Source organism: Amycolatopsis sp. 2-15 (assembly GCF_030285625.1).
GTDB classification, from domain to species: Bacteria; Actinomycetota; Actinomycetes; order Mycobacteriales; family Pseudonocardiaceae; genus Amycolatopsis; species Amycolatopsis carbonis.
Window position 1 is genome coordinate 434,697 of the sequence record NZ_CP127294.1, and the last position, 23,088, is coordinate 457,784.

Annotated in this window: 27 protein-coding genes and 1 pseudogene; 10 read left to right on the forward strand and 18 right to left on the reverse strand. The window is 70.1% G+C overall.

Annotation, left to right across the window (positions count from 1 at the left end; genetic code table 11):
* Window positions 1-108: 108 nt before the first annotated feature.
* The 3 genes from QRX50_RS01960 to QRX50_RS01970 form a co-directional block, all read right to left on the reverse strand.
* A complete protein-coding gene (locus QRX50_RS01960) occupies window positions 109-906 on the reverse strand; it encodes a TIGR02569 family protein (protein WP_285970280.1) in 798 nt (265 codons plus the stop codon).
* A gap of 154 nt (window positions 907-1,060) precedes the next feature.
* A complete protein-coding gene (gene moeZ, locus QRX50_RS01965) occupies window positions 1,061-2,242 on the reverse strand; it encodes an adenylyltransferase/sulfurtransferase MoeZ (RefSeq protein WP_285970281.1) in 1,182 nt (393 codons plus the stop codon).
* A gap of 168 nt (window positions 2,243-2,410) precedes the next feature.
* Window positions 2,411-3,427 (reverse strand): DUF3152 domain-containing protein, encoded by a 1,017-nt coding sequence (locus QRX50_RS01970; RefSeq protein WP_285970282.1) that lies wholly within the window; start codon window positions 3,425-3,427, stop codon window positions 2,411-2,413.
* A 58-nt stretch (window positions 3,428-3,485) separates the two neighbouring features.
* Between QRX50_RS01970 and QRX50_RS01975 the strand changes: the two genes are divergently transcribed.
* Window positions 3,486-3,701 carry a hypothetical protein gene (locus QRX50_RS01975; RefSeq protein WP_285970283.1) on the forward strand — a complete coding sequence of 72 codons (216 nt, stop codon included), beginning with the start codon at window positions 3,486-3,488 and terminating at the stop codon, window positions 3,699-3,701.
* Window positions 3,702-3,732: 31 nt separating this feature from the next.
* Here QRX50_RS01975 and QRX50_RS01980 read toward each other — a convergent pair whose 3' ends face one another.
* Window positions 3,733-4,737, reverse strand: coding sequence for an alpha/beta fold hydrolase (locus tag QRX50_RS01980; RefSeq protein ID WP_434533227.1), 1,005 nt, complete (start codon window positions 4,735-4,737; stop codon window positions 3,733-3,735).
* A gap of 105 nt (window positions 4,738-4,842) precedes the next feature.
* Here QRX50_RS01980 and QRX50_RS01985 point away from each other — a divergent pair, with 105 nt between their 5' ends.
* Window positions 4,843-5,469 (forward strand): TetR/AcrR family transcriptional regulator, encoded by a 627-nt coding sequence (locus QRX50_RS01985; RefSeq protein WP_285970285.1) that lies wholly within the window; start codon window positions 4,843-4,845, stop codon window positions 5,467-5,469.
* 20 nt (window positions 5,470-5,489) lie between these two features.
* Window positions 5,490-6,158, forward strand: coding sequence for an alpha/beta fold hydrolase (locus QRX50_RS01990; protein WP_285974328.1), 669 nt, complete (start codon window positions 5,490-5,492; stop codon window positions 6,156-6,158).
* Here QRX50_RS01990 and QRX50_RS01995 read toward each other — a convergent pair.
* The gene (locus QRX50_RS01995; RefSeq protein ID WP_285970286.1) at window positions 6,139-7,062 is read right to left on the reverse strand and encodes an alpha/beta fold hydrolase; all 924 of its coding nucleotides are present in this window, start codon (window positions 7,060-7,062) and stop codon (window positions 6,139-6,141) included. The two genes, QRX50_RS01990 and QRX50_RS01995, sit on opposite strands and share 20 nt — an antisense overlap.
* Window positions 7,059-7,967, reverse strand: coding sequence for an AurF N-oxygenase family protein (locus QRX50_RS02000; RefSeq protein ID WP_285970287.1), 909 nt, complete (start codon window positions 7,965-7,967; stop codon window positions 7,059-7,061). Before QRX50_RS02000 ends, QRX50_RS01995 begins: the two co-directional genes overlap by 4 nt.
* A gap of 69 nt (window positions 7,968-8,036) precedes the next feature.
* On the opposite strand from QRX50_RS02000, the gene QRX50_RS02005 reads away from it, so the two are divergent.
* Window positions 8,037-8,825, forward strand: a complete 789-nt coding sequence (locus QRX50_RS02005) for a TetR/AcrR family transcriptional regulator (protein WP_285970288.1) — start codon at window positions 8,037-8,039, stop codon at window positions 8,823-8,825.
* A 24-nt stretch (window positions 8,826-8,849) separates the two neighbouring features.
* Window positions 8,850-9,170: a DUF4873 domain-containing protein gene (locus tag QRX50_RS02010; RefSeq protein WP_285970289.1), complete on the forward strand. Its 321-nt coding sequence runs from the start codon at window positions 8,850-8,852 to the stop codon at window positions 9,168-9,170.
* A gap of 89 nt (window positions 9,171-9,259) precedes the next feature.
* Here QRX50_RS02010 and QRX50_RS02015 read toward each other — a convergent pair whose 3' ends face one another.
* Window positions 9,260-9,718: a pyridoxamine 5'-phosphate oxidase family protein gene (locus QRX50_RS02015; RefSeq protein ID WP_285970290.1), complete on the reverse strand. Its 459-nt coding sequence runs from the start codon at window positions 9,716-9,718 to the stop codon at window positions 9,260-9,262.
* Window positions 9,719-10,168: 450 nt separating this feature from the next.
* On the opposite strand from QRX50_RS02015, the pseudogene QRX50_RS02020 reads away from it, so the two are divergent.
* Window positions 10,169-10,388 (forward strand): annotated as a pseudogene (locus QRX50_RS02020) (transposase); the annotation flags it as partial.
* 287 nt (window positions 10,389-10,675) lie between these two features.
* Here the strand turns inward: QRX50_RS02020 and QRX50_RS02025 are convergent.
* Both QRX50_RS02025 and QRX50_RS02030 read right to left on the reverse strand, forming a co-directional pair.
* Window positions 10,676-10,906 (reverse strand): DUF3107 domain-containing protein, encoded by a 231-nt coding sequence (locus QRX50_RS02025; RefSeq protein ID WP_220246448.1) that lies wholly within the window; start codon window positions 10,904-10,906, stop codon window positions 10,676-10,678.
* Window positions 10,907-11,003: 97 nt separating this feature from the next.
* Window positions 11,004-11,657, reverse strand: a complete 654-nt coding sequence (locus QRX50_RS02030) for a ferritin-like fold-containing protein (protein WP_285970291.1) — start codon at window positions 11,655-11,657, stop codon at window positions 11,004-11,006.
* A 291-nt stretch (window positions 11,658-11,948) separates the two neighbouring features.
* Between QRX50_RS02030 and QRX50_RS02035 the strand changes: the two genes are divergently transcribed.
* Both QRX50_RS02035 and QRX50_RS02040 read left to right on the forward strand, forming a co-directional pair.
* Window positions 11,949-13,715, forward strand: a complete 1,767-nt coding sequence (locus QRX50_RS02035) for a DEAD/DEAH box helicase (RefSeq protein ID WP_285970292.1) — start codon at window positions 11,949-11,951, stop codon at window positions 13,713-13,715.
* Window positions 13,716-13,914: 199 nt separating this feature from the next.
* A complete protein-coding gene (locus tag QRX50_RS02040; RefSeq protein WP_285970293.1) occupies window positions 13,915-15,129 on the forward strand; it encodes an Rv3212 family protein in 1,215 nt (404 codons plus the stop codon).
* Here the strand turns inward: QRX50_RS02040 and QRX50_RS02045 are convergent.
* The 4 genes from QRX50_RS02045 to QRX50_RS02060 all read right to left on the reverse strand — a co-directional run bounded on the left by QRX50_RS02045 (window position 15,068) and on the right by QRX50_RS02060 (window position 18,220).
* On the reverse strand, window positions 15,068-15,835 hold the full coding sequence (locus QRX50_RS02045) for a class I SAM-dependent methyltransferase (RefSeq protein ID WP_285970294.1): 768 nt from the start codon (window positions 15,833-15,835) through the stop codon (window positions 15,068-15,070). The two genes, QRX50_RS02040 and QRX50_RS02045, sit on opposite strands and share 62 nt — an antisense overlap.
* Window positions 15,836-15,862: 27 nt before the next feature.
* On the reverse strand, window positions 15,863-16,408 hold the full coding sequence (locus QRX50_RS02050; protein ID WP_285970295.1) for a hypothetical protein: 546 nt from the start codon (window positions 16,406-16,408) through the stop codon (window positions 15,863-15,865).
* Between the two features lie 41 nt (window positions 16,409-16,449).
* Window positions 16,450-17,310 carry a RecB family exonuclease gene (locus QRX50_RS02055; RefSeq protein WP_285970296.1) on the reverse strand — a complete coding sequence of 287 codons (861 nt, stop codon included), beginning with the start codon at window positions 17,308-17,310 and terminating at the stop codon, window positions 16,450-16,452.
* A gap of 70 nt (window positions 17,311-17,380) precedes the next feature.
* Entirely contained in the window at window positions 17,381-18,220 is an 840-nt protein-coding gene (locus QRX50_RS02060) for an NAD(P)H-binding protein (protein ID WP_285970297.1), read from the reverse strand.
* 87 nt (window positions 18,221-18,307) lie between these two features.
* Here QRX50_RS02060 and QRX50_RS02065 point away from each other — a divergent pair, with 87 nt between their 5' ends.
* Window positions 18,308-18,748, forward strand: coding sequence for a MarR family winged helix-turn-helix transcriptional regulator (locus QRX50_RS02065; RefSeq protein ID WP_285970298.1), 441 nt, complete (start codon window positions 18,308-18,310; stop codon window positions 18,746-18,748).
* Here QRX50_RS02065 and QRX50_RS02070 read toward each other — a convergent pair whose 3' ends face one another.
* From QRX50_RS02070 to QRX50_RS02085, 4 genes are read right to left on the reverse strand one after another with little or no spacing between them, the layout of a single operon-like run.
* On the reverse strand, window positions 18,749-19,378 hold the full coding sequence (locus QRX50_RS02070; RefSeq protein WP_285970299.1) for a MarC family protein: 630 nt from the start codon (window positions 19,376-19,378) through the stop codon (window positions 18,749-18,751).
* Window position 19,379: 1 nt separating this feature from the next.
* Entirely contained in the window at window positions 19,380-20,252 is an 873-nt protein-coding gene (locus tag QRX50_RS02075; protein WP_285970300.1) for a PHP domain-containing protein, read from the reverse strand.
* Window positions 20,253-20,307: 55 nt separating this feature from the next.
* Complete coding sequence (locus QRX50_RS02080) at window positions 20,308-20,868, reverse strand: PH domain-containing protein (RefSeq protein WP_220246440.1); 561 nt, start codon at window positions 20,866-20,868, stop codon at window positions 20,308-20,310.
* A 19-nt stretch (window positions 20,869-20,887) separates the two neighbouring features.
* Window positions 20,888-21,052 (reverse strand): hypothetical protein, encoded by a 165-nt coding sequence (locus QRX50_RS02085; RefSeq protein ID WP_285970301.1) that lies wholly within the window; start codon window positions 21,050-21,052, stop codon window positions 20,888-20,890.
* A gap of 183 nt (window positions 21,053-21,235) precedes the next feature.
* On the opposite strand from QRX50_RS02085, the gene QRX50_RS02090 reads away from it, so the two are divergent.
* Window positions 21,236-21,637, forward strand: a complete 402-nt coding sequence (locus QRX50_RS02090) for an NUDIX hydrolase (protein WP_285970302.1) — start codon at window positions 21,236-21,238, stop codon at window positions 21,635-21,637.
* Window positions 21,638-21,879: 242 nt separating this feature from the next.
* On the opposite strand, the gene QRX50_RS02095 is transcribed toward QRX50_RS02090, so the two are convergent.
* Window positions 21,880-22,995, reverse strand: coding sequence for a DUF2332 domain-containing protein (locus tag QRX50_RS02095; protein ID WP_285970303.1), 1,116 nt, complete (start codon window positions 22,993-22,995; stop codon window positions 21,880-21,882).
* Window positions 22,996-23,088 lie beyond the last annotated feature (93 nt).

Sequence of the window (23,088 nt, forward strand, 5' to 3'; positions counted from 1 at the left end):
CGGGGTCGGCGATGGCCCCGACGCTAAGCACGCCGTGTTACCTGGAGATGCCTGATTGTTTCAGGCAGTTGACATCACTCGCCACTTCCCGCGGCTCCGCGGTGAGAACTACAGAATCGCGCTGACCTCACGCGCCGCCGCGCGCAGACCGTCGAGCGCCGCGCCCGTCGAACGCGGGTTCAACGCGTTGGCCGCCAAGCGGAACAGCACCGCGCGCAGCAGCAGCTGCGGCCACTCCGGCAGGTGCGCCCAGCGGTCGAGCAGCTCGCCGGTGGCACCGCCCCACGCCATGGCGTCCACAGCCACGATCGCCGCGCCCCACTCACCCGGCCGGTAGTACGGCACGAAGTCGACGATGCCGGGCGCCGCATCGCCGTCGAAGAGCACGCCCGCGAGCAGCTCGCCGTGCGCGACCTGCAACGGCAGCTTGATCGGCCGGCGCGAGGGCGCGAGCACCTCGAACCAGCGGCCGCCCTTCGCCTCGTCGAGCGGGCGGTCGAGCTCTTCCCACGCGATGCGGTCGGCCACCGCGTCGAGGTCGTCGCGGGCGGACAGGAAATCGGGCCGCGGCAGGTCGGCTGTGGCGCGGTGCAGTTTTACCGCGGCGAGCATGGCGCCGTCGACGTGGTTCTCGGCCGTGCCCGAGACGTAGCGCCAGGCCGACCAGTCGCCGACGATCCAGCGGCCGTCACTCGCGCGCACCGGCTTCGCGATCCGCAGGCCCGGGTCGTCGGCGTGCTCCAGCGCGCGGGCGGTCCACAGTGTGCGCGAACGGTCGGAAACCGGCTTCAGCACGAGGTCGCCGCAGCGCCAGGCCGTCGAGTCCGGCAACGCCGAAACGAGGCCGATGTCGCCGCCGAAGGCCGCGCACACCCGCTCGGGTGGCCGTTCGAGAGTGGACCGCACGAGAACCGAAGGTACCCGCCTTCGCGCCCCACGAACGAGAAGACGCGCTGGTCACGGACCGCTTTCATATTTCAGACACAGCCGCCGCCACCGGCCCAAAACGCCAGGATGGCCTCCCCGGGCGAACCGGGAAGGCCATCGTGGGCGGAAACCGTCAGTAGGTGGGCAGGCTCGGGTCGATCTGCTTGGCCCAGGACAGGATGCCGCCACCGAGGTGCGTGGCGTCCTTGAACCCGGCCGCGTGCAGCGCGGCCAGCGCCTCCGCCGAACGCGCACCCGACTTGCAGTGCAGCACGATCGGCTTGTCCTGCGGCAGCTCGGCCAGCGCCTCGCCCGAGAGGATGCGGTCCTTCGGGATCAGCGTGGCGCCCTTGATGTTCACGATCTCGTATTCGCCGGGCTCGCGGACGTCGATGAGGGCGAAGTCTTCGCCGTTGTCGAACTTGGCCTTGAGCTCCGCCGGCGTGATCGTGCTGCCCGACGCGGCCTGCGCGGCCTCGTCGGACACGACACCGCAGAAGGCTTCGTAGTCGATCAGCTCGGTGATCTTCGGGGTCTCCGGGTCCTTGCGGATCTTGACCTCGCGATACTTCATCTCCAGCGCGTCGTAGCTGATGAGCCGCCCGAGCAGGGGCTCACCGATGCCGGTGATGAGCTTGATCGCCTCGGTCACCATGATCGAGCCGATGGACGCGCACAGCACGCCCAGCACGCCACCCTCGGCGCAGGAGGGGACCATGCCGGGAGGCGGCGGCTCCGGGTAGAGGTCGCGGTAGTTCAGGCCCTTGCCGTTGGGCGCGTCTTCCCAGAAGACGCTGACCTGGCCCTCGAAACGGAAGATCGAGCCCCACACGTACGGCTTGCCCAGCAGCACGGCGGCGTCGTTGACCAGGTAACGCGTGGCGAAGTTGTCGGTGCCGTCGAGGATCAGGTCGTAGTCGCGGAAGATCTCCAGCGCGTTCGACGACTCCAGCCGCTCGACGTGCAGGTGCACCTTGACGAGCGGGTTGATCTCGGCGATCGACTCCTGCGCCGACGCGGCCTTGAGCTTGCCGACGTCGGACACGCCGTGGATGACCTGGCGCTGCAGGTTGGACTCGTCGACCACGTCGAAGTCGATGATGCCCAGCGTGCCGACGCCCGCGGCGGCGAGGTACAGCAGCGCGGGACTGCCGAGGCCGCCGGCACCGATGACCAGGACCTTCGCGTTCTTAAGCCGCTTCTGCCCGATCACCCCGACGTCCGGGATGATGAGGTGGCGGCTGTACCGGGCCACCTCTTCCTTCGTGAGCTCCGCAGCCGGCTCAACGAGCGGCGGCAGTGCCGTGTCTGACATCGGGTCCTCCATACTCGCGTGGATCGCGTAGTCAATCCCAGTATCCACAACGCTCACAAGCAAGGTGGGCTTCCCGGCGTCCGGATCGTGGGACGAGGGTTGCTTTGTACCGCGGTCTTTGCAGGGCCGGTTCTGTCGACCCGGTCTCTGTAAAACGCGCAGCGGTCGTTACGCGGGCGGCGTGGGGTTCGGCCAGGCGTTGGGCACGCACACGTGGTGGTCGGACGCGACTTTGCCCTTGTCGCCGCCGGGGATGTTGTTGAGCATCGCCACGTAGTCGTCGGCCACGCCGAACGACTGCTGCATCATCACGGGCGCGGGCTGGCCGTTGCCGGGGCAGCCGACGTGGTTGTTGCCGAGCGCGTGGCCCACCTCGTGGTTGATGGCGTATTGCCGGTAGCCCGTCATGTCCGCGCCGTAGACCTTCGCGCCGCGCACCCAGCGGGCGAGGTTGATGAGCACACGGTCCAGGCTGCGGCGGTAGCAGGAGGCCTCGAACTTGATCTGGAACCCGCACGCGTCGGCGCGGTGCGTGGTGTTCGGCGTGGTGAGGCTCACGTGGAAGCTCGGGTCCGGGAAGCTCGAGTCCACGCGCTGCAGCCGGATCTTGCCGTTCCACGTCCAGCTGCGCGAGTCGGACAGGATGCCCTGCACGGCCGTGGCGAAGCTGTCGTCGCCGGCGTAGCTCGAGGGATCGATGCCGTCTTCGACGTCGACCGTGTAGGTGTAGAGCTTGCCGCTCTTGCCGACGACCGGGCCGGAGCCCGGCACCACGTGCCAGGTGCCCTTGCCGCTCTCGGTGTAGTTGCCGCCGGTCGGCAGCTCGGCCGTCGGCACGTTCACGTCCACCGGTTTGGCGGGGTTCTCCGGGATGGCCTGGCCGCCGTCGATGGCGCCGTCCGCCGCGTTGCCCCCCGCCGTCTCACCGCTGCTCGCGGTCGTCGACGAACCGGGCTCGGCCGGGCTGGTGGCCGTGTTCACCACGACGAGCGCGGTGATGACGACCAGTATCGGCAGCGCGTACACGCGCCAGCCGTAGGTCTTCACGAACCCGCCGACGCCGCGCTTCTTCGCGGCCGGCCTGCGGGCGGCGGGCTTCTCCTCGTCACCCTTCGGCTGCCACGACGCCTTCAGCGGCTCCGCGCTGGTGCGCCGGGAGCCGGGGCGGTAGCGGTCCTCGCCCACGCGCTGGGCGGGCGGCTTCGACGGCCGGAACTGGCCGACGCGCGGCGAGCCCGTGTCCGTGAGCGGTGAGTTGCGGGAGCTCCTCGAGCCGGATGACGAACTGGCTGACGAACTGCTCGACGAGCTCGTTGACGAATTCTTTGACGAGGCCGACGTCGCACGCCTGGCTGAACCGGCGTACGAGGCTCGCCGGTCGTCTCCTCGTGCGTCCTTCGGCCGGTCCACCGCCCCAGGGTGCCATATCCGAACCGTGATGCTCTCGGCGACTGGCTGATGACCGAGAGATGATCTGTCACTCGTTCGGACTACCAGGTGCCCTTCTCCGCGGCCTCCCACAACCCCAGAACGGCCCGCGCTACGACATTCGGTCGTTCCATCTGAGCCACGTGCCCGGTTCGGGGAAGAACCAGCAGCCGGGCGTGTCGAAGCAGCCGCGCGGTGCGCGGGGCGCGTCGCACCGAGATCACCCGGTCGTGCAGGCCCCAGACGACGAGTGTGGGGATGCTCACCCGCGTCGCGACGGACCACAGCGACGCCTCGCCGACCGCGGTCCACCGCCGGAAGATGCCGAACGTGCTGCGCGCCATCGCGGGCGCGGCCCAGGCCAGCGCGGCGCGGGCCCCGTGCTCCTCGGTCAGCTCGTCGAGCCGCCGCTCGGGGAACTTCGCCAGGTCGTAGAAGCACAGCTTGATGACCTGCGCCGCGCGTTCGCGAGCCGTCATCGAGGCCAGCCGGCGGCGCACGCGCGCGCCGACCACCGGCAGGTACGCCAGCGCCATCATCGGGTCCGACAGCCGCCGCGGGTCCGGGCGGCGGTCGGGCATCGCCGGCGAGATCAACGTGAGCGTGCGGACCAGCTCGGGGCGCGCGGCCGCCACGAGCAGCACGATCGCGCCGCCCATCGAGTTGCCGACCAGGTGCACCGGGCCCGCGTCGAGGCCCTCGAGGTAGCGCGCGACGACCTCGGCGTGCTCGTCGAGGCTGAAGTCGAAGCCGGGCGCGGGCTCCGAAAAGCCGAAGCCCGGCAGGTCGATCGCGCGGCCGCTCGCGGTAGGCGCGAGCAGGGCGGCGAGGTCGGTCCAGTTGCTGGACGACCCGCCAAGCCCGTGGACGTAGACGGCGACGGTACCGTCGGGTCCAGGGGTGCGGCGTACGTTCAGCGAAACTCCGCCCACGTCCTCGACAACACCGGGCCAGGGCGGCAGCACCGGCTCGAGCGCGGGCAACGGCGCCGTGGAGAGCGGCACGTGGGTCACGGCCGGACGCACCGCCGTCGCGGTCGCCGGGCGCGTCGTGGATGTGGTCACCACCCCAGGATGCCCGACACTTGGCGTTTCGGGCGTACCCGCGAGTAATCTCAAACCCGCTTCACGCGGTGGTGCTACTGCCCGGCGAAGCCGTGGACGGGAGGAAGAATGACGGAAATGGCGCGACTGCAGCAACGAGGCGTTCGGCTGCCAAGGACCGAACGCCGCGCCCAGCTGCTGACGGCCGCGCAACGCGTCTTCGCCGAAAACGGCTACCACGCCGCGGCCATGGACGAGATCGCCGAGGAGGCGGGTGTCAGCAAGCCCGTGCTGTACCAGCACTTCCCCGGCAAGCTCGACCTGTACATCGCGCTGCTCGAAAGCCACGTCGACGACCTGGTGAGCCGTGTGAAGGGGGCGCTCGACTCGACGACCGACAACCGCCAGCGCGTGCCGGCCACGGTCGGTGCCTTCTTCGACTTCGTGAGTGAGGACGCCGGCGCGTTCCGGATGGTCTTCGAAAGCGATCTGCGCGGCGAGCCGGCCGTACAGGAGGCGGTGGACCGCGCGACTTCGGCGAGTGTCGAGGCCATCACCGAGACCATCACCGCCGACGCCGGCCTCGACGACCACAAGGCCCGGCTGCTGGCCGTCGGCCTCGTGGGCATGTCGCAGGTCTCGGCACGCTACTGGCTGCAGCACAACCAGGCGATGTCCCAGGAGGAAGCCGTGGCGCTCACGGCCAACCTCGCGTGGCGCGGCATCGGCGGTGGCTTCCCGCTCAAGGACGGCTGACGCACTTGGCGCCACTTGTGGTGGCCGTCCCGGGCACGCTTTGCAGCCCGGCGGTCTTCGGTCCACTCGCACGGGCGTGGCCGGGTGTCGTGCACGCCGTGGACTGGATGTCGGTGCCCGGGCCGTGGCGGATCGAGGACGTGGCCGAGCGGATCGCTTCGCGGATCGACCGGCCGGTGCTGCTCGTGGGGCACTCGACGGGCGGCTGCATCGCGTTGCAGCTCACGGCGAAGCACCCCGAGCTGGTGGCCGGGCTGCTGCTCGCCAACACCGGCGCGCACATGCGGGGCCACGGCGACGTCGACGGGATCCTCCGGACGATTTCGCAGGCTTGGGGGCCGCAGCTGCACGCGGCGGTGCTGGACCGGTCGTTCGCTTCACCATTGCCGACGCAGTTGCGGGACGACCTGCTCGCGTATGCCGAACAAGTGCCGCAGGAGGCCGCGTTGGAGGTGCTGACCAGCCAGCGCGATCTCGATCTGACGCCGGAGCTCGCGACGATCCGGTGCCCGGTGCGGGTGCTGCACGGCGTCCACGACCGGGCCCGGTCGGTGGCGGACGCGCAGTACCTGGCAGAGCACCTGCCCACCGCGGAACTGACCACAGTGGACACCGGGCACACCCCCGTCTTCGAGGATGTGCCCGCGACGGTTCAGGCGTTGAAGTCCCTTATGGGGCAAGGGGCCTAGCGGACACGGCGGTCAGCAGGGCCTTGACGCGCGTGGCGACTTCGGCCGCACGCTCCTGCGGCAGCATGTGGCCGGCGCCCGGGTAGCGGACGAACTCGGCGTCGGGCAGCTCGTCGGCGATCACCTTCGCGTGCGGCAGCGGGCACAGCCGGTCCTTCTCCCCCGCCAGCACCACCGCGGGCACGGTCCGCAGCGCGCGCAACGCCACCCGGCAGTCGTGCACGGAGATCGCGTCCTGGAACTCGCCCAGGCTCGCCGGATGCGCGCACAGCAGCTGGTCGACGACACTGTTCACGTCGCCGCGCTTCGGCTTGTCGCCGAACACCAGGAACCGCGCACCGGACCGCACCATCGCCGGGCTCAACGGCAGCCGGTCGCCCTTGCGGTGCGCCAGCGTCTTGGCCAGCCGCCGCTCGAACCTGGCCGACATCGACCCGGCCAGCCCCGGCAGCCCCAGCGTGATGCGGTCCATCTGGCCCGACGACGTGGCCACGAACGCCACGCCGGCCACACGGGCCTTCACCAGCTCCGGATGACGTTGGGCGAGCGCCATGATCGTCATGCCGCCCATCGAATGGCCCGCGAGCACGAGCGGTCCGTTCGGTACGCGTTCGGCGATCAGCTCGGCGAGGTCGTCCGCGAGCCGGGGGATCGTCGCCGCCCCCCGTCGAGCCGGCGACGACCCCCCGTGGCCGCGCAGGTCATAGCGCACCACCCGCGTGGCAGGTCCGAGGTGCCCGACGACGCCGTCCCACGTGCGGTGGTCCTGCGTCCAGCCGTGCACCAGCACGAGCGTGACCGGTGCCTCGGCGGGACCGGACGTCTCGACGTGCAGCGCGGCTCCGTCACCGGTCACGAACCGGTGCTCCCGCGAAGGGTTGCGAAGCCGTTCAAGCGTGGTCACTTGCCCTCCGGCAGCAGGAAGGACTTCTTCCAGAAGTAGCGCCCCGGCAAGCCGACCAGGCCCGATTCCTGCAGGAACGGCATGATCTTCTCGCCGGCCCACGCGATCGTCCCGCGCCAGTGCGGGTTGTTCAGCGCCGCTTCGACGCCGTCGCGTGGGCGGATGCCGACGGCCTTGTAGACGTTGGGGTTGATGAACGCGCGCGTGACGAAGTACGAGATCAACGCGATGATGAACTGCTGGTAGGCGATCTCGTGCTTGCCCAGCTTCGCCATCCCGCGCGTGACCTCTTCGCGCGCGAAGGTCACGTGGCGCGCTTCTTCGAGCACGTGGATGCGGTTGACCATGCGCACCAGCGGCTGCACGTTCTCGTCCACCATCTGCTCGCGCTGCAGGCGGTCGAGCACCTCTTCGGCCACGAGGATCGCGCCGTAGCGGGCGGGGCCGTAGGAGATCGTGGGCATGAGCTTCGCGAACTGGCGCAGCGCCGGCACCGGGCCGTAGGCGGGGCAGCCGATGCGCGCGGCCATGCGGGCGAACATCGTGGAGTGGCGGCACTCGTCGGCGATCTCGGTGAGGGCGAACTGCGCGTGGGAGCTCGTGGGGTCCTCGTCGTAGACCTCCTTGAGCAGCATCTGCATCAGCAGGATCTCGAACCACAGGCCGGTGGTGGCGACGCTCGCGACCTCGTGTTTGCCGAGCTCGATGCGCTGCTCGGGGGTGAGCTCGTCCCAGAGCTTCGTGCCGTAGAGCGACGAGCGCTCGGGGAGGATGAAGTTCTTGCCGTCGACGAGCGGTGCGTCCCAGTCGATGTCGACGTCGGGGTCGTAGAACTTGTTCGCCGAAGACTTCAGCAGCCGGTCGGCGGTCTTCTCCCGGTCGGTCTCCTTGAGCGTCCGCGTCATCGCGTGCCCTTTCTCTTATAACTGCATCTCTCATAACTGTAACTTCAGGTAACAGTTACCTCTGGTAGCATGACCCGGGTGATCGAACGTGTCAAGCGCTCCAGTAAGCAGCCCGGCAAGCACCCGGCTTCGGGGGAGGCCGCGACCGGTGACGCCCGGCGGGACCGGTGGCGCAAGCACCGCATCGCGCGCCGGGCGGAGTTCGTGGAGGCCGCGCTGCGAGCGCTCGACAGCCATGGTCCGGACCTGGGGATGGAGGATGTCGCGGCCGAGGCCGGCGTCACGAAACCCGTGCTGTACCGGCACTTCGAGGACAAGGCCGACCTGTACGTGGCCCTCGGGCAACGCGGCACGGAGATCCTCTTCGAGCGTCTGATCCCGGCGATCAACGCGGAGCTCGCGCCCGTGCCGCGCATCCGCATGGCGCTGGACGCGTTCTTCTCCGTGATCGAGGAGCACCCGAACCTCTACCGCCTCCTCGCCCGCGGCGGCCTGCACGAGAAGACGGTGAGCGACGCCGACGTCGTCGCGGAGGACAAGGAAGTCATCGCCACCGCGCTGACCGCTCTGCTCGGCGACTACATGCGAATGTTCTCCATGGACTCCGGCGCGGCCGAACCGTGGGCGCACGGGATCGTCGGCATGGTCCAGAGCACCGGCGAGTGGTGGCTCGACCGCCGCTCCATGAGCCGCGACTCCGTGGTCGAGTACCTCACGCAGATCATCTGGGCGGCCATCGACGGGCTCACCCGCCAGCACGGCGTGGTGATCGACCCGAACCTGCCGCTGGAGGAGAACAAGGTCGTCCAGCTCGGACGCGCCAAGACCGACGCCCCGGCGGACAGCGACGCGGGCTGAGCTCGTTTCCTTGGGAGGCTTGTCATGAACGACGAAGACGGTTACGCCGGCCCTGCCGGTCTCGTCGTCGACGGCGTGGAAGTGGCCGTGCAGATCGATCTGCGCGGCTATTTCCAGCCGATCGACGGGTACTACCACTGGTACGGACGGGTTTCCGCCTCCGCCGAGCTGACCACGGCGGTGGGCGGCCGGAAGAAGGCCTGCACGGTCGTGGTCGGGGACCGTTCGGCTGCCGGCGAGCTTTCGGATCCGGACCCGTGGGGGCGGTACCGGATCATGGGGACGTCCACTCCGCCGTTCTCCGTGCCGACGAGCTTGGAAGAAGTGGAAGCGGCGACTGCCTGATCTGGCCGGTATTCGCCTGGCCAGGCCCGCATTCGCCTGATCTCGGCCAGTGGGAGGCCGCCCCGGTCCGGAGCGGCCTCCCACTGGCGTCAGCTGCCCTGACGCGGCCCAGGCAATTCGCGGCCCGGCAGCCACCCGTTCACGACGTCGGTGGCCCGCCACCGGCGAACGTGCAGCCGCACCGTCTCCACCGGAATCGCCAGGAACGGCCGCACCTCCGGCACCTTCGCGACCAGCGTCTCCCGCACCGGCTCGGCAACCTCCCCGGTCACCACCTCGGCGTCGGCCTGCGCCTGCAAGAACGGCTGCATCGGCGACCCCGTCGACACGACCACCGAGACCAACGGGTTCTCCCGCATCGCGGCGAGCGTCCGCCCGGTCCGCTCCACCACCAGCCCCAGCGTGAACGGATCCGTATCGGCGAAGTACGCACCCCCCGCCCACGGCCCGGCACTCCCCGCCGTCGCCAGGAACATCGACTTGTGCGCCGAAAGCGTCCCCCGCACCACATCCCCGACCGCTTCCGCCGTGGGTTCTACCGTCGTCATCTCTCGCCAGCTCCCTCTCGCGTCCACCCGATGCCCCCTGGACACCGGCTCGCGCCCGAAGCTAGGAACCGCCGCCCCGAGACACCAAACGTTGCCACCGATGCGGTGACGCAACCACCCGCCCGGGTTGTCCGGTTCGCGTCGCCCACCTGCCGCCTTGGCGACGGAGCCGTCAGTGAACGCCGCCGCCGACCACACGGGCGCGCGGGCACTTCGGGAAGGGGATTTGGCCTTGGGCCCGTCCACCCAATTCGAACGCACGAGCCGTTGCGCACACTGCTGCAGCACCCGCCGGCCTCTGCGCTCCCCGCGAATTGCCGCCCCACCGGCCCGGTGGAGCGTGCGGCGCTGGTGGATGCGGGACGGGGAGTCGGAAAGCGGCTCGGTGCGATCGCCGATCGGGTCTGTCAACCTGGGGTGTCATTGCGGGCGATCGCAGCTGAGCTGGGCCGATCGGCTTGGCAGCGCGGCAGCAACGAAAACACCAACGGCCTGTTGCGCCAATACTTCCCCAGGGCACCGACCTGGCCGTCCACCCGCCGAGCACCTGGACGCGGTCGCATTCGAGCTCAACAACCAGCCCCGCATGGTTCTGGACTTGGACAGCTCCGCCGAACGCATGACGCGGTCACGCACCACCAACCAGCGGCAGTGTTCCGACCACCCCTAGAAACCGCCTCCCAGGGGGCGTCCCCGAGTCCATTCTATCGGCACCACCGACAAAACCCCTGGCCAAGCCGCCGGAGGGCCGAGTTGTCCACAACCCCACCGAGTGAAGGCAACCGCAAAAGCCCGGGCCACATAGCCAACCCGCCTCCGCCCGCGGCCCGACCACAACAACTCACCACAAGCCCACCAAGACACGAAAAAACCCGTCTGAAGCAACCACCCGCCCCGGGGAATCCGGGCACGAAAAAGCCGCCCCGGGCAGGCCCGAAGCGGCTTCGTCGTGAAACCTCAGTCGCCGACGCCGAAGCCGACCTTGCGGACGTCCGAGGGGGCAATCTCGACGTACGCGATGCGGTCGGACGGGACGATGTACTTGCGGCCCTTCTCGTCGTTGAGGCGGAAGAGCCCGTCACCGGCCGTCAGGGCCTCGGCGACCAGCTTCTCCACCTCGTCGGCGGTCTGGCCACTGGACACCACCAGCTCGCGCGGCGTGTCCTTGATGCCGATCTTGACCTCCACGTGGGACCTCCGCTGGAAATTCGTTGTCGTTACGCCTGGCAAGGCTAGCCCAACCGCAGCGCTGCGGTGTCGTGCCACCGCGTGGTGAACCGGCACTTCAGCCCAGACCGAGCGCCTGCATGCGCTTCGTGTGCCCCTGCTGCAACCGGCGGAACAACCCGCCGATTCCCGACAGGTCGCCGGAGCCGCTGACGATGAGTTCGGCCAGGCCATCGCGTTCGGCGACCACGTACTGGGCCTGGGTGAGGGCCTCGCCGAGCAACCGGCGGCCCCACAGCGCGAGCTTGTCGCGGGCCTTCGGGTCGGCCTTGATGCCCGCGGCGACTTCGCGCTCGGCGAACGCGGAATGACCCGTGTCGGCGAGGACGGTGAGCACCAGGTCCTTCGTCTCCGGGTCGAGCCAGCTGGCGATCTCGCGGTACAGATCCGCCGCGAGGCCGTCGCCGACGTAGGCCTTGACCAGCGACTCCAGCCACGACTTGGGCCGCGTGGAGGCGTGCCACGCGTCGACCTGGGCCACGAAGGGGCGCATGGCGTCGTCGACGGACACGCCGTGGGCGGCGAGGTGGGCCGAAAGCATGTCGAAGTGACCGATCTCGGCCGCGGCCATGGAGGCGAGCGCGGCGCGGCCGGCGAGCGTCGGCGCGGTGCGGGCGTCCTCGGCCATCCGGTCGAACGCGGAAAGCTCGAGATAGGCGATCACGCCGAGCAGGTCGACGACGCCTTCGCTGATCTCTTTCGGGTCGGTCACGGCGACGAGGGTATCGCCGAACCCGTGGTCGACGCCGTGAAGAGACCGATCCCACGCCGCGCCGTCGCGCCCGGTAGTGTTGAAAAACTCCTGACCAGGTACACTGCGGGAGAGATAGACAACGCTTCCGCACGTCTTCTGGCTGCGGGAAACAGGCGGGCGACCGGCGCCACCAGGGCTGCCGGGGTTCGCCGCAATTTGTGCGTGCACGCCTCCAGCGGCATTCCCGGGAGGGCGGCTGCGGCGCCGAGCGTAACTCCGGTGCCCGTCAGACCCCCGGTCGAGTGTCGAGTGACAACCGGCCTGTGCGCGCTGGTCACGAGAGAGGCGATCACCCTGACCGCAGAACAGTCCACAACCGAAGAAACCACCACCCCCGCGGTCGCGCTGGAACACAGCGAGTCCGGTCCGGCCGCGCTCGACATCTCGCACCCGCTTCAGGCGGGCGTCGAGGTCGAGCCGGAAGCGCCGACGTTCGCTTCGTTCGGCGTGAAGCCGGAGATCGTGAAGGCGCTGGGCGAAGCCGGCATCGAGCGCACGTTCGCCATCCAGGCGCTCACGCTGCCGCTGGCCATGGCCGGCGACGACCTCATCGGCCAGGCCCGCACCGGCATGGGCAAGACGTTGGGTTTCGGCGTCCCGCTGCTGCACCGCGTCGAGGTCCCCGGCGACGGCACCCCGCAGGTGCTCGTCGTGGTCCCGACCCGCGAGCTGTGCATCCAGGTCGCCAACGACCTCAAGGGCGCCGGCAAGCACCTCGGCATCCGCACGCTGGCGATCTACGGCGGCCGTCCGTACGAGCCGCAGATCGAGGCGCTGCGCAAGGGCGTCGACGTCGTGATCGGCACCCCGGGCCGCCTGCTCGACCTGGCCGAGCAGCAGCACCTGGTGCTGGGCAAGGTCCGCGGGCTCGTGCTCGACGAGGCCGACGAGATGCTCGACCTGGGCTTCCTGCCCGACATCGAGCGCATCCTGCGCATGGTGCCGGACGAGCGGCAGACGATGCTGTTCTCCGCCACGATGCCGGGCCCGATCATCACGCTGGCACGCACGTTCCTGAGGCAGCCCACGCACATCCGCGCCGAGGAAAACGACGCGAGCGCGATCCACGAGCGCACCACGCAGTTCGTCTACCGGGCGCACTCGATGGACAAGCCCGAGGTCATCGCGCGTGTGCTACAGGCCGAGGGCCGTGGGCTCACGATGATCTTCAGCCGCACCAAGCGCACCGCGCAGAAGGTGGCCGACGACCTGGTCGAGCGCGGGTTCGCCGCGGCGGCCGTGCACGGCGACCTGGGCCAGGGCGCGCGTGAGCAGGCGCTGCGCGCGTTCCGTTCCGGCAAGGTCGACGTGCTGGTGGCGACCGATGTCGCGGCCCGCGGCATCGACATCGACGACGTCACCCACGTGATCAACTATCAGTGCCCGGACGACGAGAAGACCTACGTCCACCGCATCGGCCGCACCGGCCGCGCGGGGCGCACGGGGGTCGCGGTCACGCTCGTCGACTGGGACGAGATGCCGCGCTGGAAGCTGATCTCCGACACGCTGGGTCTGGACAAGCCGGAGCCGGTCGAGACGTACTCGTCGTCGCCGCACCTGTACAGCGACCTCGGCATTCCGGAGGGCACCACCGGCCGGCTCCCGCTCGCGAAGCGGACCCGCGCCGGGCTGGCCGCCGAGGAGGAAGAGGACCTGGGCGGCAAACGCCGTGGCCGTGGCGGCCGGAGTGACACCGCTGCCTCGGACGACGCGCCGCGCAAGCGCACGCGGACTCCGCGCAAGCGCACCCGTGGTGGCGCGAAGGCGGCCGAGGCGATCGAAAACGCCGACGCCGCTGCTGCTTCCTCCGACGCCGCTCCGGCCGGCGAAGAGCGCACGCGCTCGCGTCGCCGCACCCGTGGTGGCGGAGGTGGCGAGTCGACCGGCCCCGCCGGTGCGGCCACCGCGTCGGCCTCGGCTTCGGGAGAAACCGGAGAAACGGGCGAGCGTCCGGCACGTCGGCGCCGTCGTCGCCGCCCCTCCGCGACGTCTGATACACCTGCGTCGGCAGACTGAGGGGAACAGCGGAGCCGACGGCGGGAGTCAGGTACGTGAGCGACCACGAAGACGGCGCACCGGACCAGCCTGAACCGGACGTTCCGGCTTTTGTTCCGCCTTCGGACTCCGGGGTGGTTTCGCACCGCCCCCTCGGCACCGAAGATGTTCTCCCCCGCCGCAGAGCTTTCCGAGCTCTGTGACGGGGCCTCCCGTTCGCGTGCGGCGTTCGCCGTGGAACCGCGGGCGGGATCGCGTGATCGCGGCGTTGATCGCCGTGGTCGTGGTGGTCGTGGCGCTGGTTGTCGCGTTGAACAGCGACAACCTGCACACGAGCCGCGCGCTCGCTTCGACGCCGCCGACGTTGCCGCCGGCGCCCACCGCCGTCCCGGGTTCGATGGCGCAGCTGTGGCAGGCGCCCAGCTCGGCCACGCCCGTGCCGATCGGCGAGGGCGACGCCGTGACCACCGCCGACGGCGGCGAGGTCGCGGGCCGCGACCCCCTCACCGGCAAGATCCGCTGGCACTACACGCGCGAGAACCTGCAACTGTGCACTGTGGACACTGCGTGGGGCCGCGTGAACGCGGTGTACCACAAGGCAATGGGCTGCAGCGAGGTCACGCAGCTCGACCCCACCACCGGCCAGATCACGGCTCAGCGCAACGGCGACGCGGAGCTCGGCACCCAGCTCGTCAGCGACGGCAGTCACGTGACCACCACCGGCAAGCACCTGCTCGACACCTGGCGCGACGACCTCGTGAAGAGCATGGAGTACGGCCAGGTCCCGTTCCTGGTCAACCCGAACAAGCAGCCGCGCACGGGCTGCACCTACGGCACGGTCGCCGCGGCCGCCGAGAAGGTCGGCGTGATCGAGCGCTGCCCCGGCGATCCCCACGACCGCCTCACCGTCTACAAAGCCACCGCCGAACACGAGGACGAGCCGCAGGTCGTCTTCAGCTCCATCCTGGCCGGCTCGCGCGCTCGCGTGATCGCCATGTCGGGCGACTTCACGGCCGTACTGCTGCCCGACCAGAAGCTGCTGGTCATCTACGGCCCGGACGGCAACGAGCGCTCCGCCTACCCGATGGACCTCCCGGCCAGCGATCTGGCGGGCGACCCTGCGGGCGGCGTCGAACAGACCACCCGCACCGACAGCGGCGTCTACTGGTTCACGGGCACCAAGACCGTCGCCCTCTCCCGCGACGACCTCACCCCCCGCTGGACCCTCGACAGCACCCGCGGTCCCGGCATCACCTTCGCGCGCCAGCTCGTCGTCCCCATCAACGGCGGTCTGGCCGTGCTGAACGAATCCAACGGCTCCACGATCCGCACCGTCGGCGTCGACCGCGGCGGCTACAACGGCGTTGTCCGGCTCACGGCTTTGGGGCCGGTGCTGCTTGAGCAGCGCGGTCCTGTGGTTGCCGCACTGCGCTAGCGATCGTGACGATCTCGCGGCTCTGTTCCGTCAGGGGGCCGCGTTCCCAGTCGCCGAACCGCTCCTCGACGACGAATCCCGCCACGGTGAGGAACTCGTCCAGCTCGTCAGGGCCGAGAAACCTCAGCGCCGCGCGGTCGACGCGGAGCACGGTGCCTTCGGGGTCGGCGACGGCCTCGGTGAAGCTGACCACGTCGCCGACGACCGACTCGACCTCGTGCCACAGGCGGAGGGGGCGCGGCCGCGAGACCGTGACCGGATGAGCGGGAGTCCAGTCCTCCCAAGCCTTTGCCCGTGGGTGACGCGTCTCGAACGCGAACCGCCCGCCGGGCCGTAGCGCCCGGCGGATGGCGCTGAGGGAGCAGCGCAGGTCTTCGTCGGCGGTGAGGCACTGGAACGCGTGGCCGGTCATCGTGACGAGGTCGAACTCGGCCTCGGCGCTGAGCGCGGCGGCGGTTCCTTCCCACCACTCGACGTCCGTGCGCCGCCTGGCCCGGGTGAGCGCCGCGCGATCGGGATCGAGGCCGACGAGCCGGCCGCGGTGGCCGCGGTCGCGGGCGTGGTGCAGCATGCCGCCGGTGCCGCACCCGACGTCGAGGACGTTCGGCGCGCGCTCGACGAGGGCATCGTAGAAGTGGTCCGCGGGGAAGTCGCCCCAAGTGTTGAGGACGTCGTAGAGCTCCGCCGCCTCGTCGTCAGACAGCACTGGGTCCGTCGGACAGCACTGGGGGGGTCAGGCCCACCAGAACACGGTGAGCGCCACGAAGGCGACCACCAGCACCCCGAAGCCCGCCAGGCCGGCGGCGCGGCCGTAGCGCCGATCCGCGACCCGCTGCAGCACCAGCGCGGCCACTGCCGCGACGGGGTGCCCCACCAGCAACAGCACGCTCGGCCCCGGCGCCCCGGTGGCGAGGCAGACCGCGCCGACACCCAGCACGCCCACCGCCAGCACGGCCAACCCCGCGGCGATCGATCCGGTGAATCCCCGCCACCACCGCCCGCGCGGCTTCCCGGCGCGGACGGCCTCGATCCGCTGCGGCACCGCGACAGGCACGTACGCAGCCGCATGCGTCGCCGTGGTCGGGTCGGGCTCGGCGTCAACGGCGGGCGGCTCGACCGACGCTTCCGAAACAGGTTCCGGCGGCTCACCGTGCTCGTCAGCCTCGGTCGAGGCGGCGTGGGCAGCGTCCGGCACCTCGGCGCCACGGGCAACACAGGCGGCGACGTCCGCCACGGCCAAGGGGGCGGTGGTCAGTTCCTCGGTGTCGGGTGAGGCCACGGTGGGGAGTCCGTCCAATCGTCGGCTCGAAGGGAGGGCGGTCAAGGCGCCAGGAGGTCCCAGGGCTGGGACGCGGGCGCCGCCTGCTGGCCTTCCGCGCAGCTCGGGCGGAAGTCGCACCAGGAGCAGCGGCGGTCGGGGCGGGCGGGGAACAGGGTGTCGCCGTCGGCGCCTGCGTCGAGGGTATCGGTGGCCAGCCGCAAGTCGCCCGCGGTTTCTTCGGCGCGTTGGAGGTGGCGGTTGAGGGAGTCGGGCGTGTGTTCGGCCGCGGCGATCGTGCCGGTGGGCAGGTGGTGGAGCTCGACCTTGGTGCAGGGCAGGCGAAGGGTGCGCGAAGAAGCCACCGCGTACATGGCCAACGCCTGCGACGCGCGGGCCTCGTACTCGTCGGGTGCGCGCCGGCCGGTCTTGTAGTCGACGATCACCAGTTCGCCGCCGCGCTGGTCGATGCGGTCGGCGCGGCCCTCGATGATCATCGTGGGCCGGCCGCCGGTGGTGCTGACCGGTGCGGACACCCAGCGCTCGAGGCCGATCGGGTCCTCGGTGACGTCGTGGTCCTCCACGTACTCCCCGACCCAGCCCTTGGCCCGCGCCCGGTAGCGCGCGGCCTGCTCGGCGTCCTCGAACCCCGCGTCCTTCCAGTACTCGCCGACGAGCGCCATCGCGCGTTGCGCCGTGCGCTTGGCGACGGGCAGGTCGAACAACGCCCGCAACGCGTTGTGCACCACGGCGCCCAGCGTGCTGTGCGCCCACGGGCCGGTGCGTTGCGGCGTGGGCCGTTGCAGGTAGCTCAGGCGGTAGCGGCGCGGGCAGTCCTCGAACGTGCTCAGCCGCGCCGGCGACACCTTCGTGAGCCGCTGCGGCTGCTCGACGCCGAAATCGAACCCCAGCTGTTCCTTCACTCGACCCCCGTTCGGTTCCGGCGCCCACGCTACGCACCACCACCGACACTTTTCGGCGCGGGGGCGGCCCTCAGTCGAACGCCGCCGCGTTGCGCGCGCACCAGGCGCCGAACGTCCTCGGCTCCCGGCCCAGCAACCGCGAAACCGTGTCGGTGCGCGAACCTTCGACGTCGGCTCGCATCAGCGCGGCGGCCTCCAGCACGGCCTCGGCGAGCGCCGGCGGCGCGCCCGCCGGGAAGCGCGACCGCACGATCTCGTCGGGCGAGCTCGGCTCCCGCACCTCGATGTCCCGCCCGAGCGCGGCGGACAGGATCGCCACCTGATCCGCCACCGTCAGCAGTTCGCCTCCGTCCAGCACGTACTCCGCACCCTCGTGCCCGTCCGACGTCAGGACCACCGCCGCGACGGCCGCGATGTCGGCGGTGTCGATCGGCGCCTGGCGGCCGGGCCCGAGGGCGTCCAGCACGTACCCGGCACGCACGGATTCCCGCCACTCCAACGCATTCCGCATGAATCCACCCGGCCGCAGGATCGTGAACGGGATTCCCGACGCCCGCACGAGCTCCTCGCGCTCGTGGTGCCAGCGGCCCATCTTCGGCATCGGGTCGCCGAGCCCGTTGCTCGATGACAGGTGCACGACGTGGCGCACGCCGACTTCGCGGGCCGCCGCAACAGCGTTGGCCACGCCAGTGGTGCCCAACCCGGGCGTCAGCAGGAAAAACCGCTCCACCCCCGCGAACGCCGCGGGCAGTGTCGATGGCTCCTCAAGATCGCCGACGACCACCTGCGCGGGCAGGTCCGCCGCGCGGGCGGGATCGCGGGTCAGCGCGCGCACGTCCGCACCCGCGTCCACCAGCTCACGGACGAGATCGCGGCCGATGTTCCCGGTGGCTCCGATGACCAGTAGCATGAGTTCCCCAGATCGTTTGCCGTCTAACGACTTCACGAAAAACGTTAGCCGGTAAATGATTAGCCGTCAATCGATTGAGGAGGCGTGATGCCCGAGTTCCTCGACCTGTTCAGCAAGACGCACAAGGCGGTCCGCGCGCTCTCCGACTCGGCGATGCGGGACCACGGCCTGCACGAGGGCCAGAACGTGCTCCTCGCCGCGCTCTGGGCCGACGACGGCGCCACCCCCGGCGAGATTGCCGCCCAGGTGCGCGTCACCACGCCCACCGTGGTCAAGATGGCCACCCGCATGACCGCCGCCGGCCTGCTCACGCGCCGCCGCGACGACAAGGACAACCGCCTCGTCCGGCTGTGGCTCACCGACGCCGGGCGCGCGCTTCAGGAGCCCGTGGAGGCCGAGCGGCGCGAGCTGGAAGCCAAGCTCACGGCGAGCCTCACCGAACCCCAGCGAGACCAGCTGCAGGCCCTCCTCGCCCAGGTCCACTCCTCGGCGAGTGAGCTGCTGGCCGAGCCCAGGAAGCTCGGTTGATCAGAAGTTCCCGGCGATGAAGCCCTTCACGGAGTTCGCCACCAGCTCCACGGCGATCGCCGCCAGCAGCAGACCGGCGATCTTCGCGACGAGCGTGATGCCGCTTTCCTTGATCAGCCGGATCACTACGCCGGAGAAGCGCATGCAGGTGTAGATCACGAAGTGCACGGCGATGATCGCGCACCCCAGCGCGATGTAGGCGCCGAGGTGACCGTCGGCCTGGCGGACGAACACGATCGTCGCCGCGATGGCGCCCGGGCCGGCGAGCAGCGGCGTGCCGAGAGGCACGAGGGCGACGTTGACGTCGTCGGCCGCTTCGGGTTCGTTGCCACCCTTGCCCGTGAGCAGCTGCAGCGCGATGAGCAGGAGCAGCAGGCCGCCGGCGCCCTGCAGCGCGGGGATGCCGATGCCGAGGTACGCGAGGATCGCCTGCCCGGCCACGGCGAACAGCGTGATGACCAGCAGCGACACCAGCACGGCTTGGCGCGCCGCCTTCACTCGCGTGGCCATCGGCTTGCGGCCGACGAGACTCAGGAACACCGGCACGGTGCCCGGCGGGTCCATGATCACGATGAGTGTGATGGTGGCACTGATGAACAGCTTCGCGTCGAAGAACTGCGCGACGCCCATCTCAGCCCTTCACGATCTGCGACCCGGTGGCGCGTGCGACGAGCTGTTCGAACTGACCGGGGTCGGTCGTCTCCTGGCCGAGGCTGATCGTCTTGTTCGTGCCGTGGTAGTCGCTCGACCCGGTGCGGATGAGCCCCAGCTCGTCGGCGAGCTCACGCGTGCGGACGCGCGTGGCGGGCTCGTGGTTGGGATGGTCCACCTCGACGCCGGTCAGGCCGCGGCGGGCGAGGTCACGCAGGGTGTCCTCGCTGATCGTCGCGCCGCGGCTGTAGGCGAACGGGTGCGCGATCACCGTGACGCCACCCGCGGCGACGATCATGTCGATCGCTTCTTCGACGGGGGTGTCGTGGCGCGGCACGTAGTAGCCGCGGCGGCTGCCGAGGTACTCCGCGAAGGCTTCGTCGACGCTCGACACCAGCCCGGCCCGTACGAGCGCCTGCGCGAGGTGCGGGCGACCGGCCGGCGAGTCGGCGGGCAGCAGGCCCATGATCTCGTCGGCGTCGATCGGCAGGCCGTCGGCGGACATGCGGTCCGCCATCGCGCGCAGCCGCGTGCGGCGTTCGGCCCGCAGGCGCGTCTGCTCGGCGACGAGCGCGGGCGCGGCCGGGTCGAAGAGGTACGCGAGCAGGTGCACACTGATTCGCCAGCCCGTTTCCGGGTCGACGGACACGGTGGACAGCTCGGCGCCGGGAACGAGTGTCAGCCCGGGCGGGAGGGCCTCCGCCGCCGGCGCCCAGCCGGCGGTGGTGTCGTGGTCGGTGATAGCGACCACGTCGAGGCTGGCCTGGACGGCGGCCTCGACGAGCCCGGAAGGGCTGTCGGTGCCGTCTGAGGCCGTGGAGTGGGCGTGCAGGTCGATGCGCATCGTGACCATTCTCGACGATGCGCTGCGTCACAGCGACCCCGGTACCTGGGACAACGCCCGCAGGTCAGCCGACGGGCTTCTTGCCCCTCGCGGCACGCTGCGCCTTGATCATGGAGAAGCGCTCGGCCTGCTTCTGCTTGTCGCCGAACACCAGCTCCGAGATCGTGTCGTAGAACTCCTCGGGCCGAGGCAGGTAGTCGATGCGGTTCAGCGCCTGGATCTGACCGGCGGACTCGACGACCATCGTCCCGTAACCGAGCACCCGGCCCCAGCCGGGCCGCTCGTAGGTGAGGTCGGTGACCTTCGTGATGGGCATCATCAGCACCTTCGTGGTGATGACGCCCTTGGTCAGCACGAACCGCTTGTCCGTGACGACGAGGCGCTCGACCCACCACTGGACCACCGCGTAGGCGAACCGCAGCACGACCAGCAGCGCGACGTACCAGAGAATGTTCTGCACCACCCACAACGACGGTGGCAGCAGGTACGAGACCAGCACACAGACGGCGAGCAGAGCCGCCGCCTCGAACGTGTCCCAGAGCAGCACTGCCCAGTGGCGGCGGATGCGGATGACCCGCCGCTCGGTGTCGAGCAGGTACTCGTCGGGGTCGCGTGGCGCGAACATGTCTCGAGGTTATCCCCCGTCAGCCGTTGAAGACGTTGCTGACGAACGAGACCACCGATTCGGCCGAGCTACGGAGGAAGTCGACGATGTTGCCGACGAGACCCGCCGCCTGGTTCGGCTGAGCGATCACGAAGAACAGCACCAACGCGATACCCACGAGACCCGCAAGCTTCTTCGCGTTCACAGCGATCAATCCCGTCTCTAAACGTGGCACCGGAAAACTGACTTTCTACGTTGTACCGCACCAACCACCCACGCGGCAGGAAAGTCCCGCGCATGGGTCAGCAGGCCGTCCGAAGTGTACCGTATGGCTACTCTCCGTGTACAGCGTGACCATTCTGGGATTGACACAGTGGGGATGACACTCATGGACACCCGGGTGCCCTGCGTGGGCGGCATCGTGTTCGACGACCAGGGCAGGCTGCTGCTCATCGAGCGTGGTCACGATCCGGGCAAAGGCCTCTGGTCGCTGCCCGGTGGCCGCGTTGAACAGGGCGAAACGGACACCGAAGCCGTCGTCCGCGAGCTGCGCGAAGAGACCGGACTCGACGTGACACCGCACACATTCGTGGGCATGGTCGCGCGCGGCCCTTACGACATCCGGGACTACGAGTGCACCGTCGCCGGCGGAACCCTCACACCCGGCGACGACGCCGACGACGCCCGCTGGGTCGACTCGGCCGAACTGGTGGAGCTGGACACCTCGGGCCGGCTCGTGGACTTGCTTTTCATCACCCTGCGTGACTGGGGTGCGTTGCCACGCGCGTGATTCGGTCGGGGTTATTCCGCGGCGCGGCGATTGCTTGCGCGAATGTTCGTGGGTTTCCTACGCCGGTGAATGGTGTTGTCCCCGCACCGACCGCCGGGTGAGCACGGGAAATGCGGGTTGCGCAATTCCGTATCAATGCATCTGCATGTGACGACGCAGGGGCGCGCGGTCCGCCGGTGTGACTGATGGGGTGAATGTGACGCAGGTTACACAGCGTGCAGCTGGTACACCTGCGCGAGCCGTCAGGCCGGCAGCCAGGTCATGCGCTGCCCGCGCGGCGTCGTCCGGGCCAGCGCGCGGGCCACGGGCTTGCCGTCGGACCACGAGACCAGGCCGAGCACGCAGGAGTCCGACGAGCCGGGCGCCGGGGCGTCCAGGTCGGCGCGATCGGGCAGCACGAGCTTGAGGCCGGCCTGGTAGAAGCCTTCCGTGACCCACCAGAGCGGACGCGTCGCCGCGAGCGCGGCCAGCTCGGCCACGAAGTCGGCCCGGCGGTCGCCGAAGTAGGCCAGCGCGTGGCTGGTCAGGACCACCAGCGGCAGCTCGGCCGGCAACGTCGCCGCGGCCGCGGCCAGGTCGTCCACGCCGTCGCCGGCGATCAGGGTCGGCACGTGCTTGCGCTGTTCCGCGGCGGCCGTGCGCAACAGACGGATGCGGTCCGGCTGGTCGGCCCAGACGCAGGCCTCCAGCCAAGCCAGCTCGTCCTCGTCGGCGAGGTCGACCGGGGCGCGGTCCAGACCGGCGCGCGCGGCGATGGAGACCTTCTTCGGCAGCTTCGGCAGCACGGCACCGGGCGCGAGGTCCAGGGCGCAGTGCAGGCCGACGGCGGCCTTGGCGGGGCCGGCGACGAGCTGCTCACCGCCGTCGCACTGGTAGCGGTAGGAGAAGCGGTCCAGGCCGAGCAGCAAACCCGCGCTGCACCCCACCTCGAGCAGCGCGATCTTGCCGCCCGCTTCCTTCGCCGCCGCCGCGACCGCGGGGTAGACGAGCGCCGCGCGGCGGACCTCGTTGGTCTGGGTGTAGCGCGTCGAAATCAGTTCGCGGGCCTTGTCCGCGCGTTCCAGCAGGAAGGTGCGGAACAGCGGCCAGGTCTCGTTGTCCACGCCGTCGAAACCGCCGAGTGACGGGTAGTAGCGCGACAGCGGGTGGATCGGGTCGGCCTGGATGAGGCGGTGGGCCGCGGCCAGCAGCAGGGTGCCGCGCGCCTCGTCGCCACGGGCGTCGGTGAGCAGGCCGGCGATGTCGTCGTCCTCGGCCGACTGCGTGGCGAGGTGGTCGTACAGCGGCGAAACGCCGCGCGCCTCGACTTCGGCGAACGTGCGCAACCGGCGCTTGATCTCTTCCAGGGCGATGGCCACCCGCGCTCCTCCTCGAACAACTCCGTGCCGGGGTACTGTGCCGATCGTTACCGATCCGACCACAGTCACGGCCGAATGGCTTCGTCCCAACGG